The following is an 18,001-nucleotide window of genomic DNA, read 5'->3' on the forward strand; positions in this document are numbered from 1 at the left end:
TTATCCTATCTGCGTTGCAGATCAGGCTAGATTTTACTACTTGAGCAGCACGTCATCCTGACAGTCGCTACGACGCTGCTTTTGTCGAACGTGCGGTGCCCGGCGCTATCGGTTGTTGAAAGATAGACGTGACGGGTGGCGGCACATTAAACAACGATTCGAGGTTTGACATGAAAGCTGGTATCCATCCGGAATACAATGAGATCAAAGTTACCTGTTCCTGCGGTAACGTGATGAACACCCGCTCTACCCTGGGTGACGCAGATATGCTGGTCGACGTTTGCAGCCAGTGCCACCCGTTCTACACCGGTAAGCAGAAAGAAGCTCAGTCCGGTGGTCGCGTAGACCGCTTCAACAAGCGTTTCGGTGCGCGTTCCCTGAAGAAGTAATTCTTCTGGACGTGATGCGTCGCACGCTAAGAAAGGCACTCCATTGGGGTGCCTTTTTTATTGCCTGTTTGCCTGGGGGCGCAGTTCATGCGGCCTGCTCTTTAGCCGAAACCGGCAGCCATGTGCGTGTGGTCCGGGTAGTCGATGGCGATACCCTGAGGCTGGCCAGTGGCGAATCGGTAAGGCTTATCGGTATCAATACACCGGAAGTGGGCCGGGATGGCGTCGCCGACGAGCCGGGCGCCCGGGCCGCTGCGCGCTATCTGAGACGCTGGCTGGAGGGGCGCCGTGTTGAGCTGATACCGGGTCTGGAATCCCGTGACCGCTATGGGCGGCGGCTGGCGCATCTTTTCGTGGATGGGGAGTCTGTCAGTGAGCATCTGCTGGCGCGGGGGCTGGGGTTCGCTGTCGCGGTGCCGCCGAATATCCGCCTGTCGGATTGCTTTTTTGCGGCGGAGCAGAGGGCCAGCGCCAGGGAGATTGGGCTATGGCAGCGGGGGCCGGTGCAGGCCGCTGCTCAGGTGCGCAAAAGTGGTTTCGCGCTACTGGAAGGCCGGGTCACAAGGGTGGATCAGACCCGACGGGCAGCCTATGTAGAGATAGATGATCATCTGGTTCTGAGGGTCAGCCATGGCCTTGCCAGGACTGGCGTTGAACTGGAAAGGTTGGCAGGTAAAAGGGTGCAAATTCGCGGCTGGATTGTTGATCGCGGCAGTATTAGCCAACCGGGGCGAAAGCGCTGGTTGATCAGTCTTTCTGACTGGCGGCACCTTCGGTTCCCCTCGAATTGACGATCGGGGCCGCAGTTGTGGCTCTTCTGAGCATTCTATATGATGCAATTTCTCCATATGCAACCTTAGTCGGATAAATCAATAATGTCTCAAGACTTCAAACAAGCTGCACTGGATTACCATGAGTTTCCTCGCCCCGGTAAGATCAGTGTTGAACTGACGACTCCCGCTGAGACCTCAAAAGATCTTTCTTTGGCCTACTCTCCAGGTGTCGCAGAACCCGTTCGTGAAATAGCAAAAGATCCGGATGCCGCATACCGTTACACAGCCAAGGGCAACCTGGTTGCGGTCATTTCCAATGGTAGCGCGATCCTGGGTCTGGGTGACCTGGGCCCGCTGGCTTCGAAGCCGGTTATGGAAGGCAAGGCGCTGCTGTTCAAGCGATTCGCCGGTATCGACTCCATCGACATCGAAGTTGATGCGGAAAGCCCGCAGGCATTTATCGATACTGTCGCCCGTATCGCCGATACCTTTGGTGGTATCAATCTGGAAGATATCAAGGCGCCCGAGTGCTTCGAAATCGAGCGTGCGCTGATTGAGCGCTGCGAAATTCCGGTCTTCCACGATGACCAGCACGGTACTGCGATCGTAACCGCGGCAGGCATGATCAACGCTCTTGAACTGGCCGGCAAGAAGCTGGAAGAAGCGCAGATCGTATGTCTGGGTGCCGGTGCTGCTGCCAGCGCCTGCATGAAGCTGCTGATCAACATGGGCGCGAAGGTGGAAAACATCTTCATGCTCGACCGTAAGGGTGTGATTCACTCCGGTCGCGATGATCTGACCCCGGAAAAGGCGGCTTTCGCCACCGAAACCGAGAAGCGCACTCTGGAAGATGCTATCGAAGGCGCCGATGTGTTTGTCGGCCTGTCTGGCCCGAACCTGCTGTCTCCGGAAAATCTGCTGAAAATGGCAGAGAGCCCGGTTGTCTTCGCCTGCGCCAACCCGGATCCGGAAATCCTGCCGGACCTGGCCCGTGAAACACGCTCCGACGTGATCATGGCGACCGGCCGTTCCGACTTCCCGAACCAGGTCAACAACGTGCTGGGCTTCCCGTTCATCTTCCGTGGCGCTCTGGATGTCCGTGCTACCGCGATCAACGAAGAGATGAAGGCCGCTGCGGTTATCGCCCTGGCTGAGCTGGCCAAACAGCCGGTCACCCAGGAGGTGCTGGATGCTTACGGTCTGGACTCCCTGGAGTTCGGTCGCGAATACATCCTGCCGAAAGCCACCGATTCCCGTCTGCTGAATGCAATCGCAAGTGCGGTTGCCAATGCGGCGGTAGATACCGGTGTTGCGCGCCTGCCGCTGCCGGAGAAGTACAAGGGCTAATAGCTATCAACAGCTATCGGTCGATAAAAAAGCGGGCTTTTAAGCCCGCTTTTTTTGTCTGTTTTTAATTACCGAAGCCGAAAATCTGCTCCGTTGTCGGCGGGGCCATCTGTTCCTCAGGGCTGCGCGCATGCTCCTTGGGTAGTTGGTCCTGGCGGAAGTACTCGCGAATGGCGTTGGATTGATTGGGATAGGCCAGTTTTCCGGTGCCCGGATCAATCAGCGCACTGGTGACGCCCTCGGGGGGCGCTGGGCGCGCTTTCCGGGGTGCCCTCGAGTGCGTCGCGCATGAAATCGATCCAGATCGGCAGCGCCGCTGTGCTGCCGTATTCACGGCGGCCAAGCGTTGTCGGCTGGTCGTAACCTACCCAGGCCGTGGTAACGACTTCCTGGTTGAAGCCGCTGAACCAGGAGTCCTTCTGGTCGTTGGTGGTACCGGTTTTGCCAGCGATATCACCGCGATTAAGCACCAGTGCGCGACGCCCCGTACCGCGCTTGATCACATCCTGCATGACGTTATAGATCAGGAAAGCGCCATCCGGTGAAATGATGCGCGGTGCGGCATAGGACGCCTCGCTGGCACCGGTTTCCTCGCCGTCATTGGCAGGAGAGCTGTCTTCAGCGATCTCGCATACCGGGCAGGCTTGTTTCGGTCTGGCTTCGAATACGGGGTCTCCGCTGGCCGTTTCAATACGGGAGATCAGGTAAGGTGAGATCTTGAAGCCGCCATTCGCAAATGTGGCGTAGCCGGAGACAATCTGCAGCGGCGTTACGTCGGCGCTGCCCAGTGCCAGCGACAGGTTGGCGGGGAAGCGCTCGGGTTCGAAGCCGAACTGGAGCATGAAGTCGCGGGCTGTTTCGATACCCAGTGAGCGCATCAGGCGGATCGATACCAGGTTGCGTGAGCGGTAAAGCGCTTCGCGGAGTCGGGTTGGGCCGCCGAATTTGCCGTTGTCGTTTTCGGGGCGCCAGTTGCTCTCCAGGCTGACGTCATGGAACACCACCGGCGCATCATTGATGATTGAGGCGGGTGTAAAACCGTTCTCCAGTGCCGCTGTGTACAGGAACGGCTTGATGTTGGAGCCCGGCTGGCGGTATGCCTGAGTGACGCGGTTGAATTTGTTCAGGGTGAAGCTGAAACCACCGCTTAATGCCCGGATCGCACCATCTTTGGGATTAAGCGAGACGATGGCGCCCTGTACCTTCGGGATCTGGCGCAGCATCCAGTTGCCTTCTTCGTCCTGGGTTATACGTACCAGATCGCCTTTGTTGAGCACGTCGGCAGCGGTTTTGGGTGCGGGACCGGTGTAGTTAACGGTTTTGAAAGGCTTGGCCCAGCTGATGCCATCCCAGTTCAGCTCGATATTGCCATGATCGGCGGTTATCAGCTTCGCGCTTTTGTCACCTGTCTCAGTGACAATGGCGGGAATGAGGTCACCAAATGCCGGCATGTCGTCCAGCTGTTCGAGCAGTTCCTGCTCAGACAGGCTGTCGAGGTCCAGCTGCTGTTCCGGGCCGCGGTAGCCGTGGCGCTCGGTGTATGCCAGCAGTCCGGTGCGCAGGGAGCGGTCTGCGCTCTGCTGCAGGCGGCTGTCGATAGTGGTATAGACCTTCAGGCCCTCGGTGTACAGGTCATCGCCATACTGTGCGTACAGGTCGGCGCGGACCATCTCCGCGATATAAGGGGCTGATAGTTCAATGTCGCTGCCGTGATAGCGTGCCGTGATCGGCTGGCTCACCGCGTCGTCGTAACGGGTCTCGGTAATGTAACCCAGATCAAGCATGCGGCCGAGGATCCAGTTGCGGCGGTGCATGGCGTTTTCCGGGTTGGAGATCGGGTTATTGGCCGACGGCGCTTTTGGCAGGCCGGCGATCATCGCCAGTTGAGCGAGGCTCAAGTCTTCAATGGACTGGCCGTAATATACGGTAGAGGCTGCCTGAATTCCGTAGGAGCGATGCCCGAGGTAGATCTTGTTGACATAGAGTTCGAGGATCTCCTCCTTGCTTAGCGCGCGTTCGATACGCAGTGCTAGCAGGATCTCCATGAACTTGCGGGAGAAGGTGCGTTCACGGGTGAGGAAGAAGTTTTTCGCCACCTGCATGGTGATGGTGGAGCCGCCGCTCTGGATGTGGCCAGTGCTGGCGAGCTGGTAGGCGGCGCGGGTTAAGCCCTTGATATCTATACCGAAATGTTCAAAGAAACGAGAGTCTTCGGCAGCCTGAAGGGCGTGCACAAAGTCCGTAGGAATCTGTTCGTAATTGACGGGCGTGCGGCGCTTTTCGCCAAACTCGGCGATCAGTTTTTTGTCCGCTGAATAGACCCTGAGAGGGGTCTGGAAGCGAACTTCCCGCAGTGTTTCGACATCGGGCAGCTGCGGAGAAAAATAGTAGTAGATGCTTGCTGCTGCGATAACACCGGCTACTATGCCTGTAAGAGCAAGTACGCACAGCCATTTGAATAGTTTGTAAAAAATTCGCATGCTACCCCTGATGCGTGAAGTAAAATTTGAGCCTGAGCATTATATCGGCACCTAAAGCTTGGCCTCTAGTGAACAACAGTTTAAATTCTGCATCATTGAGACTAAAGTGACACAGATAGTGACACTTGGATTGTTACTCAGAGATATAAGGAAGATGTCGTGGTCAGCTTGTTCGGTAACAAAAATGCTGGCTGGGTGGGAGTGGATATAGGCTCCTCATCCGTCAAGCTGGTCTCCCTCTCGCAGCAGGGGCGCGACTGCCAGGTCGACTCCTACGCGATTGTTTCTTTGCCACCCTCGGCTGTCGTTGATGGCAGCGTGGAAAATCAGGCGGAGGTTTCGGAGGCGATTGAGCGCGGGCTCAAAATCTGTGGTTCCAAACTCAAGCATGCCGTGGTCGCCGTACCTTCTTCAGCGGTCATTACCAAACGCCTCGAAATCAGTAACGCGTTCGCCGAGATGGAGCTTGAAGAACAGGTCAAGATCGAAGCGGACCAGTTTATTCCCTATGCTCTCGACGAGGTCGCGCTGGACTTTGAAGTTCTCGGTCCTGTCGATAATCATCCCAATCTGAACGAAATTCTTCTTGTCGCCTGCCGGCGTGATGACGTCTCCAATCGTGAAGATGCGGTCAACGCTGCACAGCTGAATTGCGATATCGTCGATGTTGATACCTTTGCCGTTGAACGGCTCCTGTCTGTTCTCGACGCTGCCGATCCTGGAGCGCTGGTTGGCATGGTCGATATCGGTGCTGCAACCCTTACCCTCAATGTGTTTCGCGATGGCAAAATCATTTACAACCGCGAACAGGCGTTTGGTGGCAATGAGCTGAGCAACGCAATCCACCAGCAGTATGGGCTCGAAATATCCGACATCGAGCAGAAACTGCGTGGCGGCGGACTGGATGAAGAGATCATCGAAATGCTGGTCATGCCCTTCAGACAGTCTGTGGTTCAGCAAGTTTCCCGCGCATTGCAGTTTTTCTACTCGTCTGGGGCTCAGAGCCAGCTTGCTGAACTCTATGTGGCTGGCGGAACGGCCGGAATCGATGGGCTGGTTGAGTTGATGCAAGAGGAGATCGGAGTGCCCTCTAGAGTATTGAACCCCTTCGAACATATTCGTATCGGCTCTCGCCTGAATCGGGATCGGCTGATGAAAGATGCGCCAATGCTGGCCAAGGCCTGCGGTTTGGCCCTGAGAAGCTTTGACAGATAGGGATATAAATTATGGCGCGTATTAACCTCAGACCCTGGCGAGAGGAACGCAACGCCCTTCTGCAGAAGCGGTTTCTGGGCAACCTGGTTGCGGCCGCAGTACTCGGGGCGTTAACGGTCTTTGCGATCAGCTACTACTACGATATGCAGATGGACCGGCAGCAGGCTCGTAATAATTACCTGCGCACCGAAATCTCCAAGCTCGATAAGAAAATTGCCGAAATCCGTGAGTTGCGACGCAAGCGTGAGCGTCTGCTGGAGCGCCTTAATGCGATCCAGGAACTACAGGGTAACCGCCCGGTTATCGTACGGAACTTCGACGAGCTGGTCAGGGTGCTGCCTGACGATCTCTACTATAGCGCGATCAGCCGCAAGGGAGACCGGATCAGCATCAATGGCCTGGCCGGGAACAATAACGATGTTTCCAGCCTGATGCGTAATCTGCAAAGCTCAATCTGGTTCGGTGAGCCAAGCCTCTCCAGAGTGCAGGCGGCCAATCAGATGCGTAATTTCAATCTGTCGGTGCCGCTGACCAAACCCAAGGCAGAGGAGGCCAGCAAGTGAGTACGAGTCTTGATGGGTTGAAAAACGCCTTTCGAGGGTTTGACCCGAATAACCTGGATATCAACTCCGCCGGCACCTGGCCGGTGGGAATCAAGGCGATTGTCTATCTCCTGCTGTTTTCGGCGATTGTTGGTGCCGGTATCTATTTCCTGATCGTTGACAAGCACAAGGCTGTTGAGCGGGAAATCAGGAACGAGACCGACCTGAAGCAGCAGTTCGAATCCAAAGCTTTTCAGGTGGCTAACCTACCCGCGTTGCGCAAGCAGATGGCGGATGTGGAAGGGCGCTTCGCAGAATTGCTGCGTCAGTTGCCGACGGATAAAGAGGTGCCTGGTCTGCTTGAGGATATCACTGCCATCGGCAAGAACGCCGGGCTGGATATCAACAGCATCGCCTTGCAGGCAGAGCGTAAATCCCAGTTCTATGTCGAGTTGCCCATTAGCATTCAGGTGGCAGGGACTTATCACCAGATGGGCGAGTTCGTCAGCGGCGTTGCAGCTATCAAGCGTATCGTGACGTTGCATGATTATTCGATTCGACCGGGGGGCGGCAACCAGCTGTCTATGTCTATCAGTGCCAAGACCTATCGCTATGATGATGAGAACTGAAACAGTTAGCGCACAGGGAGCGCCGCGCCGAACTTGGCTTGTCTTGTCCCTGGCGACGATTATGAGCACGGGTTGCCTGTGGGTAGAGGATACGACTGATCTGCGTCAGTTCGTCTCGACCACCATGGCTAAACCGGGAGGGAAGATAGAGCCTCTGCCGGAGTTCAAGCCCTACGAGAGTTTTGTCTATGAAGGCTCCAGCCTTCGTGACCCGTTCCAGCCACTGCTGCCGACCTCTGAGGCGGATGAGGTGGCCGGGCCAGACTCCGGTATCAAACCGGATGAAGAGCGGCCCAAGGACTATCTGGAAAGCTTTGCCATTGATCAGCTGAGGATGGTTGGGACGATTACCCCCTTGGACATGGGCGGGCTGTACGCGCTGGTGCGGGATAACCAGGGTGAGATCCATCGTGTGACCGTCGGAGATCACATGGGGCTGGATTACGGTGAAGTGGTCGAGGTTAACGACCAGACCGTGAAACTGATCGAGATTATATCGAACGGGCGGGGAGGCTGGATGAAACGGCCGCGAAACCTGGCCTTGCCGGAGCAGGAATAACGAAGGATGCTGACTGTGAATAGAATTAAAGGTAATTACAAAAGTCGGTTGCTTTCTGGAGCTGGCACTTGGCTCAAAGGTTTTGTCTTTGGGATCCTGGCGTTGTCATTTTCCATTCAGGCTTCCGCGCAGGATGCCCGGTTGACCGATTCGTCATTCGTCGCTTTGCCCGGCGGTAAAATCGAAATTCGTCTGGACTTCGATGCGGCTCCTCCTGCGCCTAAGGCGTATATGATCGACAGCCCGCCCCGTTTGGTGATGGACTTCTGGGGCGTTAGTAATGAAATCGGTACCCGTCTTCAGGATATAGAGACAGGTCAGGTAGACAGCCTCAACTTTGCTCAGGCGGAAGGTCGCCTGCGTATCGTAGCCAATCTTAACGAGCCGGTTGAATACCGGACATACAGCGAAGATAACAGTCTGTTTGTCGAGTTTTCCGGTACTTCAGGTTCTTCAGCGGCGGCAGCCAAGCAGCCGATAGCCAAAACGTCCCAGACCTACTCATCCGCCATGCCAGTTGCCCGCGATGATCGTACCCGCGTTCAGGGTATCGATTTCGAGCGTGTCGCCGGTGGAGAGGGGCGTGTGGTCGTGACCCTGAGCGACGACGAGGCTGGTCTCGATATCATCGAAGAGGGTAACAACGTCGTTGTTAACCTGATCGGTGCGGGTGTTGCCCCGAATCTGGAGCAGCGTCTGGATGTTCAGGACTTTGCCACTCCGGTGATGTTCATCGACACTATGGTTAACGGTCAAAATACATCTCTTCTGATCAAGCCGTCTGCTGAGCCGTATGACTACATGGCTTACCAGACCGGCAATCAGCTTTATGTGGATTTCAAGCCGATAGCCGCTGAAGAAGAGAAAAATGCGCGTGACGCCTTTCCGTACAACGGTGAAAAAATCGACCTGAACTTCCAGGATGTGTCTGTCCGTTCAATCCTGCAGATTATTGCTGAAGTGGCGGAGATGAACCTGGTGATCAGTGATCTGGTCGACAGCAGCGCGGGCAATATCACCCTGCGTCTGAAAAATGTGCCCTGGGATCAGGCGCTGGATATCATCCTCAAAACCAAGGGCCTGGATAAGCGCGAAGTGGGTAACGTGCTGATGATCGGCACTGCCCAGGAGATCGCTCAGCGCGAACAGCAGGAACTCGAGAGCCAGAAGCAGGTAGAAGAGCTGGCGCCCCTGGTAACTGAGTTTGTCCAGATCGACTTTCGCCGTGCCTCAGACCTGAAAACTCATATTGAAGAAGCGCAGCTGATATCCGAGCGCGGTTTTGTCCTGGCCGACGATCAGACCAACGTGCTGATGATTCGTGAGACGGCAAGTCAGATCGAGGACATCCGCCGGACTTTGCGCCAGTTCGATGTCGAGGTCGCGCAGATCCTGATTGAGGCCCGCATCGTCGAGGCGTCCGAGACGGATAGCCGTGAACTTGGAATTCGTTGGGGCTTAAGTAACGCTGACGATTCCGGCAGTATAAACGGCAACCCGTTCGACACTGCGCTTGCCATTGATTACGGCGTGGATACATCAACTACTCTGGCGATCGGTTATGCCAGCAGCAGTGTGCTTCTGGCGGCTGAACTATCGGCACTGGAGAGTGATGGTCGAGCCAATATCGTATCCCAGCCCAAGGTGATTACCACCAACGGCAGTCCGGCGGAGATCTCCTCAGGTCAGAGGGTTCCATACCAGACAACAGACGGTGATGGAGGGTCTGATACCGAGTTTGAAGATGTTGAATTGAGCCTGAGTGTTACGCCGCAGATCAACCCAGGGGATCGCATCAGTCTGGATATCGATATCAACAAAGACTCCGTAGCGGGAGCAGCTCCGAATGGCGAGTTGATTATCGATACCAATTCTTTGCAGACGTCTATCAGCGTACCGGATGGCGAAACAGTAGTGCTTGGTGGTATCTTCGTTACCTCAGATATAAATTCTGAGAACAAGACGCCGGTGTTGGGTGATATCCCGGTGCTGGGTAACTTGTTCAAGTCGCGTCGGACCTCGCAAGATAAGCAAGAGCTGCTGATATTCATTACTCCAAAACTGGTACGTGAATCTCTGACAGTCAGGTAGTACTAAGGTAAAACTGTCGTTGAACGTGTTTTTAATTGGCCCTATGGGCTCTGGAAAGAGCACCATAGGGCGTTTGCTTTCTGGTGAACTGGGTCAGGAGTTTATTGACTCTGATCGAGAGATCGAAGAGCGTGCTGGCGCCAATATTCCCTGGATTTTTGATGTCGAGGGTGAGGCGGGCTTCCGTAGTCGGGAAGAGGCGGTGATCGATCAGCTCACACAACGGGAAAATATCGTTCTGGCTACAGGTGGTGGAGCGGTATTAAGGCAAGAGAATCGTGCCCACCTTCAGGCCCGGGGCTTTGTTGTTTATCTGAAAACCTCAGTGGAACAGCAGATGGAAAGAACCGCCCGGGATAAGAACCGGCCATTATTGCAAAATGACGACCCTCAAGGGGTTCTGGCCAAACTGATGGCGGAACGGGACCCACTTTACCGCGACTGTTGTGATCTTCTGGTCAAGACTGACCGGCGCCACCCTCGCAGCGTCGTTGCAGAGATCGTCCGTAATTTGAAAAAGCAGAGTTCGTTATCGAACCCTGTCTAATCGCATTTCCCCGAGAGTATCCTTCATGCAGATGTTGACCGTTGACTTAGGTGACCGCAGTTATCCGATCTATATCGGTAAAAAGCTGATTGAACAGCCGCTGTTGGAGAAACACCTCAAGGGGCGGCAGGTCATGATCGTCAGCAACGAAACGGTTGCCCCCCTGTATCTGGAGCGGCTGGTGTCTCAGTTTGAGGCCGCTGCCGATGTTGTCGTGCTGCCGGATGGCGAACGGTTCAAGGATCTGGAACATCTCAATCTGATTTTCGATGCGCTGCTGGAAAAGCGCCACAACCGCACGACAACGCTGATCGCGCTGGGTGGAGGCGTTGTCGGTGATATGACGGGTTTCGCCGCAGCCTGCTATCAGCGCGGTGTCAGCTTTATTCAGGTGCCGACTACGTTGCTGTCCCAGGTTGATTCGTCGGTCGGTGGCAAGACCGGCGTCAATCACCGGCTTGGCAAGAATATGATCGGTGCCTTCCATCAGCCTGTCGCGGTGGTCGCCGATACCGATGCGCTGTTGACCCTGCCGGAAAGGGAGTTGTCGGCCGGTCTGGCGGAAGTGATCAAGTACGGCCTTATCTATGATCGGGCGTTTTTCGATTGGCTGGAAAACAATATCGATGCCCTCCGCCAACGGGACAGTGACGCCTTGAGTTATGCGATTTACCGGTCCTGTGAAATCAAGGCTGAAGTTGTCGCCCAGGATGAACGTGAATCCGGTATTCGGGCGTTGCTGAACCTGGGACATACCTTTGGTCATGCCATTGAAACCTCTCAGGGTTACGGCACCTGGCTGCATGGCGAAGCAGTGGGGACAGGTATGTTGATGGCGGCGGATCTGTCGGCCCGTATGGGATGGATCGAAACCTCTGATCTTGAAAGAATACGCAAGCTGCTTATCGCTGCAGGGCTGCCTGTGGTGGCTCCGGAGTCCATGACGCCTGACGAATTTATCAGCCTGATGGCTGTTGATAAGAAAGTGCTTGATGGCCAGTTGAGACTGGTGCTGATGAAATCGATTGGTGAGGCGGTGGTCACTGATCAGATCGACCCCAACCTGTTGAACCATACCCTCATCGCAGGATCGAAACTTGGGCTGATCTAGAGACTAAGGAGCTGCACCCGTCAATGGATACCGATACACGCTATTTCGAACCAGCCTCCCGGGTACAGCTCGCATCCAAACTGCGTCACCTTCTGCGCTTTTCCGATCTGATGATGCTGATCGTCGGGGAGGATGGCAGCGGTCGCAGCACCGTTTTGAATCAGCTGGAGGTGTCGTCTCAGGAAGGTGAGATCAGGCAGGGGGTGCTTCAGTGTGACGCAACGGTGGATGTGACCCGTCTGCTGCAGTTGCTTGTTGATGCCTTAGATATCGATTGCCCTGCCGATGCGGACAACCGGCAGCGGTTGAAAGAGCTGCATCTGTTGAGCCGCACCTTGCACGAGTCGGGCATTCCGCTGGTTTTGCTTATCGATGATGCCGATTACCTCACCAATAACGCGCTGGAACTGCTCACCAACTTTGCACTCCTGGAGGATGCCGCTCCGCGGGTGGTGCTGACAGGCACACCTGAGTTTGAACAGCGTTTCCTTGCCAACGAGCTGGATCAATTGCTGGATGGCCGCCTGCATGTGCAGCTTCTCGGTAGTTTCGAGGAGGATGAGGCTGAAGAATTTATCGAGTCCCTGCTGCCCAAAGGGGCGGTGCTGTTACCTCGCCGAATGAAAGTGTTAATCGAGCAAAGCGATGCTTACCCGGGGCGCTTATATGCCCTGGTGCAAAGTGAGCTTCGTGACGGCAAGGTGCAACGTGCATCGCGTCGCGCTTTCCCATTTCCGTTTACCCATCTGTTGGCTATTGGTGCAGTGCTGCTGGTTATTTTCGGTGGTGCTTTGTGGTTGTTTATGCCGGATTCCGACACGGAAACTGATCAAGTTGAAGAGGTCGCAAGGGTTGAACTGCCGCTCAATATTACCGCGGCCAATCAGGATGAAGAGCCCGAGGTTATCGAAGTGCGCTCCGAGCTGCAGCAGCGTCTGGCAGAGCAGGAAGCCCGGTTGGGTGAGCCTGAGGTCGCTGCCGCTCCTGCCGAAAGCAGTCCGGCGACGGCAGAGGTTGCAGTAGAACCTCAACCGGAAGAGGCCGGGGTTAACGCACCGGAACCTTCCGAGGCTGAGCTAACGACGGAACCTGCAGTAGCGCAGGAGGTAGAACCTCAGGCCTCCACTGACGCGATAGCGGAGCAGAGCGATGCGGCTGGCGAGATAGCCACCACTGAGGCGGAAAGCGTTAAAACCCAGGTGGCAGAGGCTGATAAGCCTGAGGTCAATGAAGTACAGCAGGAACCGGTAAAGGCTTCAGTGAAAGAATCTCATTCATTACTTCGTGCCGACGAGCTGCTCGAATGGCCGGATGAGGGCTATACTCTGCAATTGTTGGGTGCGCGTTCGGTGGATAGTGTAGAGCGCTTTATCAACGCACAGGCGCAGCCTGAGCGGTTCTACTATTTCCGCACCATGTATAAAGGCGCGCCCTGGCATGTAGTGGTCTATGGGCAGTTTGCCAGTCGGGGCTCTGCCATGGCTGCTGTCGAAACCCTGCCTCAAGCACTGCGTAAGTTGAGGCCTTGGGCGCGTTCCATTGCAGGTGTGAAATCAGATATTCAGAAATAACATTTGTCCAAAGAGTAAAGGACGGTTTATTTTCGGTAATCAATAGAAAATCGCTGAATTCGCGCGCTTCTACAATAAAATACCCCTTTTGAGCTCGGTTATTCCGGAGCTTATGTTTTCCTGCGGTTTGTTCACAATTTGTCCCGACGGGGGGCGAAGTGTAATATTGCTGTCCCTTTTCGTCCGCAAAACCTCAAGTCGGGAAAAGAGATATAGTTTAAATTATTGATTTAATTCGTTTTTAGTGGGATTGGCTTATGAGCAAAGGTCTGTACCGCCCCGGTGAATTCAAGGACAACTGTGGCTTTGGCCTGATGGCGCACATGCAGGGTGAAGCGAGCCACAGCGTGCTTGAAAAAGCCATAGAGGCGCTCGCCTGCATGACTCACCGCGGCGGCATCGCTGCCGACGGTAAAACCGGAGATGGTTGTGGTCTGCTGATGCAGATGCCTAAAGGCTTCATGCGGGAGGTTGTCCGCGACGAGCTGGGCGCAGAATTGGCAGAAAACTTTGCAGTGGGCATGGTATTTCTGTCTAGAGAGGCGAGCGCCGCGCAGGCTGCCCGCGACACTCTGGATGCCGAGCTGAAGGCTCAGGGACTTGATGTGGTTGGCTGGCGAGTCGTGCCTACCGATCCCTCCTGTCTCGGCCCGATCGCGCGTGATACCCTGCCGCAGATCGAGCAGGTTATCATCAACGCACCCAGCCAGACCGAGCGCGAGCTTGCTGTAGCGCTGTTCACTGCGCGTCGGAAAGCAGAACTGGCGCTCCAGGCCGATCCTGATTTCTATATCTGTACACTGTCTCACCGCGTAGTCAGCTACAAGGGTCTGACCATGCCGGTGGATCTGCCGGTCTTCTTCAAGGATCTGGCTGACCCGCGTCTTGAAACAGCGGTGTGTACCTACCATCAGCGTTTCTCCACCAATACCGCGCCGCGCTGGCCGCTGGCTCAGCCGTTCCGCTTCCTGGCGCATAACGGTGAGATCAATACGATCGAGGGTAACCGCAACTGGGCCCGCGCCCGTGCGCCCAAGTTCGTGACGCCTGAGCTGCCGCACCTGAATGAGCTGCAGCCGATCGTCAACACCACCGGTTCCGACTCGTCCAGCATGGATAACATGCTGGAGTTCCTGCTGGTGGGCGGTATGGATCTGTACCGTGCCGTGCGCATGATCGTTCCGCCGGCCTGGCAGAACGTGGATACCATGGACTCAGAACTGCGCGCGTTCTACGAATACAACTCCATGCACATGGAGCCGTGGGACGGTCCGGCCGGCATGGTCATGACCGATGGTCGTTATGCTGTGTGCATGCTCGACCGCAACGGTCTGCGTCCGTCCCGTTGGGTGATGACCCGCGACAACATGATCTGCACGGCATCCGAGATCGGAGTGTTCGACTACCAGCCGGCGGATATCGTCGCCCAGGGCCGTGTCGGACCGGGCCAGATTCTGGCGATCGACACCGATACCGGCGAAGTGATGCACACCGCCGATGTGGATAACCGCCTGAAGAAGGCGAAGCCCTATAAAACTTGGCTCAAGGAGAACGCACTTCGCCTTGAGAACACCATGAACCTGACCGAGGAGTCCCGCTCCTTCCCGGAAATGAGTGCTGATGAAGTTCGCACTCATATGAAGATGTTCAACGTCACCTACGAGGAACGTGAGCAGATTATTCGTCCGCTGGGCGAGTCCGGTATGGAAGCGGTCGGTTCCATGGGCGACGACAAGCCGATGGCGGTGCTGTCGAAGCAGATCCGTTCCCCGTATGACTACTTCCGTCAGCAGTTCGCGCAGGTGACCAACCCGCCGATCGATCCGCTGCGTGAATCGATAGTCATGTCGCTGGAAACCTGTATCGGCCGTGAACGCAACGTCTTCGAGGAGACGCCGGAACACGCGCGCCGCGTAATCCTGACCATGCCGGTGCTGTCTGCGAGCAAGTTCAACCGCCTGCGTGACAACACCGAAGAAGGGTTCGAGCCGATCGTGCTGGATCTGAATTACGATCCGAGCAGCGTTTCGCTGAAACAGGCGATCGAGGCCCTGTGCAGCACCGTTGAGTCAGCAGTGCGAGACGGCAAGGTTCTGATCATCCTGTCAGATGCCAATATCCGTCAGGGCTTAGTGCCCATTCATGCGGCCATGGCGACTGGCGCGGTACACCACTACTTGATCGAAAAGGGTCTGCGTACCGATGCCAACATCATTGTTGAAACCGGCACCGCGCGCGATCCGCACCACTTCGCGGTTCTGTTCGGCTTCGGTGCCACGGCTGTTTATCCGTACCTAGCGTACCGCGTTCTCAACGATCTCTGTGCTAGCGGCGAGATCCAGTCGGCACCGCTGGAAAGCCATGAGAAGTACCGCAAGGGCATCGACAAGGGCCTGTTCAAGATCCTCTCCAAAATGGGGATCTCGGCGATCACTTCATACCGTGGCGCGCAGCTGTTCGAAGCAGTCGGCCTGAGCACCGAGATCGTTGATCTCTGCTTCAAGGGCGTCACCAGCCGTATCGAAGGTGCCCGTTTCGAGCACTTCCAGAGCGAGCAGGAAGTACTGGCGAAAGAAGCCTGGAGCGCGCGCAAGTCGATCCGCCCGGGTGGCCTGCTGAAGTACAAGTTTGAGGGCGAATACCACGCCTACAACCCGGATGTGGTCAAGACGATCCATGAGGCGGTCACCACCGGCGACAAGAGCGCCTACAACCGCTACGCCGAACTGGTGAACAACCGTGGTATCGCTACCCTGCGTGACATGCTTGCGCTGCGTAAGGATGTTAAGTCGATCTCCATCGATGAGGTGGAACCGGCAGACGCACTGTTCCCGCGCTTTGACTCGGCGGCGATGTCTCTCGGCGCACTGTCACCGGAGGCGCACGAAGCGCTGGCGATGGCGATGAACGAGCTGGGCGGACGTTCCAACTCCGGCGAGGGCGGTGAAGATCCGGCCCGTCACGGCACCAACAAGCGTTCCAAGATCAAGCAGGTCGCCTCCGGTCGTTTCGGTGTCACGCCGGAATACCTGGTCAACGCCGATGTCATGCAGATCAAGGTCGCTCAGGGCGCCAAGCCCGGTGAGGGTGGCCAGCTGCCGGGTGGCAAGGTCAATGACCTGATCGCCCGCCTGCGTTACTCCGTACCCGGCGTGACCCTGATTTCACCGCCGCCGCACCACGATATCTACTCTATCGAGGACCTGGCGCAGCTGATCTTCGACCTTAAGCAGGTTAACCCTGAAGGTCAGGTATCGGTGAAGCTGGTATCGCGTCCTGGCGTTGGCACCATCGCCTGTGGTGTGGCCAAGGCTTATGCCGACCTGATCACCATCTCCGGTTACGATGGCGGTACAGCTGCATCGCCGATGACCTCTATTCACTATGCGGGTTCCCCCTGGGAGCTGGGCCTGGTGGATGCGCACCAGTCACTGCGTGCCAACCACCTGCGCGGCAAGATCCGCCTGCAGACAGACGGCGGTCTGAAGACCGGTCTGGACGTGGTCAAGGCGGCGATCCTGGGTGCGGAGAGCTTCGGCTTCGGTACCATGCCGATGGTGGCGCTGGGCTGTAAATACCTGCGTATCTGTCACCTGAACAACTGTGCCACCGGTGTCGCTACCCAGAATGACGACCTGCGTCGTGACCACTTCCGCGGTACCGTGGAAATGGTCAAGAATTACTTCCGCTTCGTGGCTGAAGAAACCCGCGAATGGATGGCCAAGCTCGGCGTGCGCACGCTGGAAGAGCTGGTGGGTCGCGTTGATCTGCTGGAAGCGATCGAAGGCCAGACCGAGCGCCAGAAAGGTCTGGACCTGTCCGGTCTGATCAGCGACGCCGGTATCCCGGCGGAATACCCGCAGACCGTGCAGCAGCACCGCAACGAACCCTACGATCCGGGCGCGCTTAACAGCCGCATGATCGAACTGGTCGGCGACGCCATCCAGCACAAGTCCGGCGGTAGCTGGGAGCTGGAGATCGGTAACTGTGACCGTTCCGTGGGTGCACGTACCTCAGGTGCCATTGCCAAGGTACATGGCAACCTGGGCATGATCGATACGCCGCTGGAGTTCAACTTCCGCGGTCACGCCGGTCAGTCCTTCGGTGTCTGGAACGCTGGTGGTCAGAACCTCTATCTCGAAGGCGACGCCAACGACTATGTCGGTAAGGGCATGGCCGGCGGCAAGATCGTGATCCGCCCGTTCAAGGAGGTCACCTTCAAGTCCAACGAGACAGCGATCATCGGTAACACCTGTCTGTACGGGGCCACCGGCGGCAAGCTGTTCGCTGCAGGCCGTGCCGGCGAGCGTTTCGGTGTACGTAACTCCGGTGTACATGCGGTCATCGAAGGTGCTGGCGACCACTGCTGTGAATACATGACCGGCGGTCTGGTCACTGTGCTGGGTGAGACCGGTTACAACTTCGGTGCTGGTATGACCGGTGGTTTCGCTTACGTACTCGATCTGGATCGGACCTTCGTGGATCGCTACAACCACGAGCTGGTCGAGATCCACCGCATCCATACGGAACAGATGGAGCAGTACAAGAACCATCTGCGGTCGGTGATCATTGAGTATACCCGGGAAACTGGCAGTGCCTGGGGACAGGAGCTGGTCGAGAACTTTATCGATTACATCGGTCTGTTCTGGCTGGTCAAACCCAAGGCCGCGAGCCTGAATCAGCTGCTCGACAGCATGCGTAAGCGTCCGGAATAAGTGCCGGCGCTGTAACGATCTGGTTTTCCGTA

General features: G+C 56.3%; 13 protein-coding genes. 12 read left to right on the forward strand and 1 reads right to left on the reverse strand.

Features of this window, described 5'->3' with window-relative positions; genetic code table 11:
• Nucleotides 1-170: 170 nt before the first annotated feature.
• From rpmE to ACQUQP_RS02920, 3 genes are all read left to right on the forward strand, one after another.
• Nucleotides 171-389, forward strand: coding sequence for a 50S ribosomal protein L31 (gene rpmE, locus ACQUQP_RS02910; protein ID WP_432697317.1), 219 nt, complete (start codon nt 171-173; stop codon nt 387-389).
• Between the two features lie 122 nt (nt 390-511).
• Nucleotides 512-1,180 (forward strand): thermonuclease family protein, encoded by a 669-nt coding sequence (locus ACQUQP_RS02915; protein ID WP_432697318.1) that lies wholly within the window; start codon nt 512-514, stop codon nt 1,178-1,180.
• Between the two features lie 84 nt (nt 1,181-1,264).
• Entirely contained in the window at nt 1,265-2,509 is a 1,245-nt protein-coding gene (locus tag ACQUQP_RS02920) for a malic enzyme-like NAD(P)-binding protein (RefSeq protein WP_432697319.1), read from the forward strand.
• A gap of 215 nt (nt 2,510-2,724) precedes the next feature.
• On the opposite strand, the gene ACQUQP_RS02925 is transcribed toward ACQUQP_RS02920, so the two are convergent.
• A complete protein-coding gene (locus tag ACQUQP_RS02925) occupies nt 2,725-4,989 on the reverse strand; it encodes a penicillin-binding protein 1A (protein ID WP_432697320.1) in 2,265 nt (754 codons plus the stop codon).
• Between the two features lie 159 nt (nt 4,990-5,148).
• On the opposite strand from ACQUQP_RS02925, the gene pilM reads away from it, so the two are divergent.
• From pilM to gltB, 9 genes are all read left to right on the forward strand, one after another.
• The gene (gene pilM, locus ACQUQP_RS02930) at nt 5,149-6,204 is read left to right on the forward strand and encodes a type IV pilus assembly protein PilM (protein WP_432697321.1); all 1,056 of its coding nucleotides are present in this window, start codon (nt 5,149-5,151) and stop codon (nt 6,202-6,204) included.
• An 11-nt stretch (nt 6,205-6,215) separates the two neighbouring features.
• The gene (locus ACQUQP_RS02935; RefSeq protein WP_432697322.1) at nt 6,216-6,767 is read left to right on the forward strand and encodes a PilN domain-containing protein; all 552 of its coding nucleotides are present in this window, start codon (nt 6,216-6,218) and stop codon (nt 6,765-6,767) included.
• Nucleotides 6,764-7,375: a type 4a pilus biogenesis protein PilO gene (locus ACQUQP_RS02940; protein ID WP_432697323.1), complete on the forward strand. Its 612-nt coding sequence runs from the start codon at nt 6,764-6,766 to the stop codon at nt 7,373-7,375. The genes ACQUQP_RS02935 and ACQUQP_RS02940 overlap by 4 nt, the downstream gene beginning before the upstream one ends.
• A gap of 61 nt (nt 7,376-7,436) precedes the next feature.
• Nucleotides 7,437-7,934, forward strand: a complete 498-nt coding sequence (locus ACQUQP_RS02945; protein ID WP_432697324.1) for a pilus assembly protein PilP — start codon at nt 7,437-7,439, stop codon at nt 7,932-7,934.
• 102 nt (nt 7,935-8,036) lie between these two features.
• The gene (gene pilQ / locus ACQUQP_RS02950; RefSeq protein ID WP_432697325.1) at nt 8,037-10,025 is read left to right on the forward strand and encodes a type IV pilus secretin PilQ; all 1,989 of its coding nucleotides are present in this window, start codon (nt 8,037-8,039) and stop codon (nt 10,023-10,025) included.
• A 43-nt stretch (nt 10,026-10,068) separates the two neighbouring features.
• Nucleotides 10,069-10,572, forward strand: a complete 504-nt coding sequence (gene aroK / locus ACQUQP_RS02955; protein WP_432698665.1) for a shikimate kinase AroK — start codon at nt 10,069-10,071, stop codon at nt 10,570-10,572.
• Nucleotides 10,573-10,597: 25 nt separating this feature from the next.
• Nucleotides 10,598-11,683 (forward strand): 3-dehydroquinate synthase, encoded by a 1,086-nt coding sequence (gene aroB / locus ACQUQP_RS02960; RefSeq protein WP_432697326.1) that lies wholly within the window; start codon nt 10,598-10,600, stop codon nt 11,681-11,683.
• Between the two features lie 23 nt (nt 11,684-11,706).
• Nucleotides 11,707-13,254: an AAA family ATPase gene (locus ACQUQP_RS02965; RefSeq protein WP_432697327.1), complete on the forward strand. Its 1,548-nt coding sequence runs from the start codon at nt 11,707-11,709 to the stop codon at nt 13,252-13,254.
• A gap of 257 nt (nt 13,255-13,511) precedes the next feature.
• Nucleotides 13,512-17,969 (forward strand): glutamate synthase large subunit, encoded by a 4,458-nt coding sequence (gene gltB / locus ACQUQP_RS02970; RefSeq protein ID WP_432697328.1) that lies wholly within the window; start codon nt 13,512-13,514, stop codon nt 17,967-17,969.
• Nucleotides 17,970-18,001 lie beyond the last annotated feature (32 nt).

It is taken from the genome of Marinobacterium sp. YM272 (assembly GCF_050908845.1).
GTDB lineage: Bacteria > Pseudomonadota > Gammaproteobacteria > Pseudomonadales > Balneatricaceae > Marinobacterium_D.

Bases quoted from the DNA above. Each gene is read 5' to 3' on its own strand.
- aroB (WP_432697326.1), top strand. From the start codon at position 10,598: ATGCAGATGTTGACCGTTGACTTAGGTGACCGCAGTTATCCGATCTAT.
- gltB (WP_432697328.1), top strand. From the start codon at position 13,512: ATGAGCAAAGGTCTGTACCGCCCCGGTGAATTCAAGGACAACTGTGGC.
- ACQUQP_RS02965 (WP_432697327.1), top strand. From the start codon at position 11,707: ATGGATACCGATACACGCTATTTCGAACCAGCCTCCCGGGTACAGCTC.
- ACQUQP_RS02920 (WP_432697319.1), top strand. From the start codon at position 1,265: ATGTCTCAAGACTTCAAACAAGCTGCACTGGATTACCATGAGTTTCCT.
- ACQUQP_RS02945 (WP_432697324.1), top strand. From the start codon at position 7,437: ATGAGCACGGGTTGCCTGTGGGTAGAGGATACGACTGATCTGCGTCAG.
- aroK (WP_432698665.1), top strand. From the start codon at position 10,069: ATGGGCTCTGGAAAGAGCACCATAGGGCGTTTGCTTTCTGGTGAACTG.
- rpmE (WP_432697317.1), top strand. From the start codon at position 171: ATGAAAGCTGGTATCCATCCGGAATACAATGAGATCAAAGTTACCTGT.
- ACQUQP_RS02935 (WP_432697322.1), top strand. From the start codon at position 6,216: ATGGCGCGTATTAACCTCAGACCCTGGCGAGAGGAACGCAACGCCCTT.
- ACQUQP_RS02925 (WP_432697320.1), bottom strand. From the start codon at position 4,989: ATGCGAATTTTTTACAAACTATTCAAATGGCTGTGCGTACTTGCTCTT.